Annotated in this window: 2 protein-coding genes; both read left to right on the top strand. The window is 76.0% G+C overall.

Annotated features, from left to right (window positions below):
* The first annotated feature begins 449 nt into the window (after nucleotides 1-449).
* Complete coding sequence (locus IH54_RS40960; protein ID WP_052398357.1) at nucleotides 450-3218, top strand: type I polyketide synthase; 2769 nt, start codon at nucleotides 450-452, stop codon at nucleotides 3216-3218.
* A gap of 5 nt (nucleotides 3219-3223) precedes the next feature.
* Nucleotides 3224-3424 (top strand): polyketide synthase docking domain-containing protein (locus tag IH54_RS40955; protein ID WP_159012380.1); only part of this gene is annotated, 201 nt, incomplete at its 3' end.

Here is a 3424-nt window from a genome sequence, read left to right as displayed (position 1 = left end):
ATGGATCCGGTGCTGGAGGAGTTCCGGGCGGTGGCGGGGGCGTTGACGTATCACGCGCCGGTGATTCCGGTGGTCTCGAACGTGACCGGTGAGCTGGCGGGCGTGGAGCAGCTGACCGATCCGGGGTACTGGACCGCGCACATCCGTCAGGCTGTCCGCTTCCACCAGGGTGTGACCACCCTCGCGTCCCACAACGTCACCACCTATCTGGAGATCGGGCCCGACACCACCCTCACCGCCCTCACCACCGCCACCCTCCAGCAAGCGGAGCAGCCGGAGGACCGCGTGGCCGTGCCCGTGGTGCGTCCCGGCCGGTCCGAGACCGCGAGCCTCGTCGCCGCGCTGGCGCAGGCGTACGTGCGGGGCGCGCCCGTCGCGTGGCCCGTGCAGGGGCCCGCGGGCGGGCGGCTGCCGGACCTGCCGACGTACCCCTTCGAGCGCAAGCGGCTGTGGCTCGGCTCACCGGGCGCCTCTCCCGCACCACCCACCCCTGGCTCGCCGACCACGCGGTCGGCGACACCACCCTCCTCCCCGCCACCGCACTGCTCGAACTCGCCCTGCTGGCCGGTGAGCGCGCGGACTGCCCGTACGTGGCGGAACTGACGCTCCAGGCACCGGTCGTCGTACCGGAGGCAGGTGGCGTGGACATCCAGGTGGTGGTCGCGGCGCCGGACGACAGCGGGCGGCGCGGCATCGACATCTACGCCCGCACGGACACGGGCGACCCCGGGACCGCGGGCGGCGACGACCCGTGGACGCTGCGCGCCACCGGTTCGCTCGGTGCGCAGGCCCCGGCGCCTGCCCCGGCGTCCGACGCCGCCTGGCCGCCCGCCGGCGCGGAGGCGGTGGACCTCGACGACGTGTACGGGCGCTTCGCCGACCACGGCTACCACTACGGTCCCGCCTTCCAGGGCCTGCACGCGATGTGGCGGGCCGGCGAGGACCTGTTCGCCGAGATCGGCCCGCCCGCGTCGCAGGCCGCGGACACCGCGTGGCGCACCGTCCACCCGGCGCTGCTCGACGCGGCTCTGCACCCGCTCGTCCTGGACGTGACGCAGGCCGCGGAGCGCGACGGCACGCGTGAGGTCGCGCTCCCGTACGCCTGGCGTGACGTCTCGCCGTACGGCGCGGGCGGTGCGCCTCTGCGGGTGCGGATCGCGCGGTCCGGGCCGGACACCGTCGAGGTGACCGTCTCGGACGAGGCGGGGCGGCCGGTCGTGGCCGTGGGCGCCCTCGTGACCAGGCCGGTGGACCCGGCGCGGCTGGGCGGCGGCGTGGACCGGGCGCTCACCGAGGTGACATGGGTGCCGGTGCCGGCGGCGCCGGACGGGACCGGCGGCTGGGCGGTGCTCGGCGGCTCGCCGGTCTCCGGGGGCACCGCGTACGCGGGGTTGGACGCGCTGCGGGAGGCGGTCGCCGCGGGCACGCCGGTGCCGCAGTGGGTGGTGGTCGACGCGGCGCGCGGCTCCGGAGATGTGCCCCGGGACGTGCGCGAGGCCATCTCGCAGGTGCTCGGGCCGGCCCGGGAGTGGCTGGCCGACGAACGGTTCGCCGACGCGCGGCTCGCCGTCGTGACCCACGGCGCCGTCGCCGCAGCCGAGGGGGACCGCGTCGAGGGGCTCGAGGGCTCGGCCGTGTGGGGCATGCTGCGCGCCGCGCAACTGGAGGCTCCCGGCAGGTTCGTCCTCGTCGACGTCGACGAGGACGCGGAGTCCGCCGCCGCCGTGCCCGGCCTGTTGGCGGGCGGTGAGCCGCAGCTCGCGGTACGCCGGGGCCGCGGTCTCGCGCCGAGGCTCGCCAGGCCGAAGCAGGGCGGTGACGAGGACGCGTGCGCGCCGTGGGATCCCGACGGCACGATCCTGATCACCGGCGGCACCGGCGCGCTCGGCGCGCTCGTGGCGCGCCATCTGGCTGCCACCCGCGAGGCACCGCGCCTGCTGCTCGTCAGCCGCCGGGGCCGCACCGCGCCCGGCGTCCCGGCCCTGGAAGCCGAACTGCGCGAGCTCGGGGCCCTGGTGACCGTGAGTTCCTGCGACATCGGGGAACCGGACCAGCTCGCCGGGCTGCTGGCGTCGGTGCCGGCCGACCACCCGCTGACCGCCGTCGTCCACACGGCCGCGGTGATCGACGACGGTCTCGTCGGTTCGCTGACGCCGGAGCGGTTCGACACCGTGCTGCGCGCCAAGGCCGACGCGGCCTGGCACCTCCACGAGTCCACGGCGGGCCTGCCCCTTGCGGGCTTCGTGCTCTTCTCGTCGGTCGCCGGCGTGCTCGGCAACGCCGGGCAGGCCAACTACGCGGCGGCCAACGCGTTCCTCGACGCCCTCGCCGAGCGGCGCAGGGCCGAGGGGCTGCCGGCCACCTCGATCGCCTGGGGCCTGTGGGAGCGCAGCAGCGGTCTCACCGGCGACCTGGACCGGGCGGACCAGGCACGGCTGGACCGCACGGGCCTGGTCCCGATCTCGGACGAGGAGGGACTGGCGATGTTCGACGCGGCCGTGGCGGGCGGTCCCGCCGTCGTCGTGGCCACCCGGCTGAACACGGCGGCGCTGCGTGCCGAGGCCGCGGCCGGGCGGCGGCACCCGCTGCTCGGCAACCTCGTCCCGGCCCCGGCCGGACGGACGGGCGGGGCGACCGGCGGCGGCCCCACCCTCGCGCAGCGGCTCGCGCGGACTCCGGAGCCGGAAAGGCACCGGCTGCTGCTCACGGTGGTGCGCGGCCACATCGCGACGGTGCTCGGCCACGCCGACGCCGACCCGGCGAGCATCAGCGCCGAACGCGGCCTGCTCGACATGGGCTTCGACTCGCTGACCGCGGTCGAGCTGCGCAACCGGCTCAACGCCGAGTCGGGGCTGCGGCTGCCCACCACCCTCGTCTTCGACCACCCGACGCCCGCCGCCGTCGCCACGTTCCTCCAGACGGAGCTGGCCGCCGAGCCCGCGGGGCCGGACCTCGCCGTACTGGCCGAGCTGGACCGGCTGGAGGCCGCACTCGCGGTGCGGGACCCCGGGGACGACGGCCTGCGCGGTGCGGTGACGGCCCGACTGCAGGAACTGGTGCGCCGCTGGACCATCGGCGACGACCCGGCGGACCCGGACGACGACGTCCAGGATCTCGCCGCCGCGACCGACGAAGAACTCTTCGACGCACTCGACAACGAGCTCGGGATGCCGCCGGCCGGCCGGTCGGACGACTTCCACGTCTCACGGGAGGGGTGAGGTCCATGGCCAGCAACGAGGACAAGCTGCGCGACTACCTGAAGCGGGCCACGGCCGATCTGCGGCAGGCACGGCGCCGCGTGAGCGAACTGGAGGACCGCGCGAAGGAGCCCATCGCGGTGGTGGGTATGGGGTGCCGTTATCCGGGTGGGGTGCGGTCGCCGGGGGAGTTGTGGGACCTGGTGGTGGCGGGTACGGATGCGATC

It is taken from the genome of Streptomyces sp. NRRL F-5123, assembly GCF_000721495.1.
Lineage (GTDB): Bacteria > Actinomycetota > Actinomycetes > Streptomycetales > Streptomycetaceae > Actinacidiphila.
The sequence above is the reverse complement of the archived record's forward strand: the minus strand, read 5'-3'. Positions and strand labels throughout refer to the sequence as shown.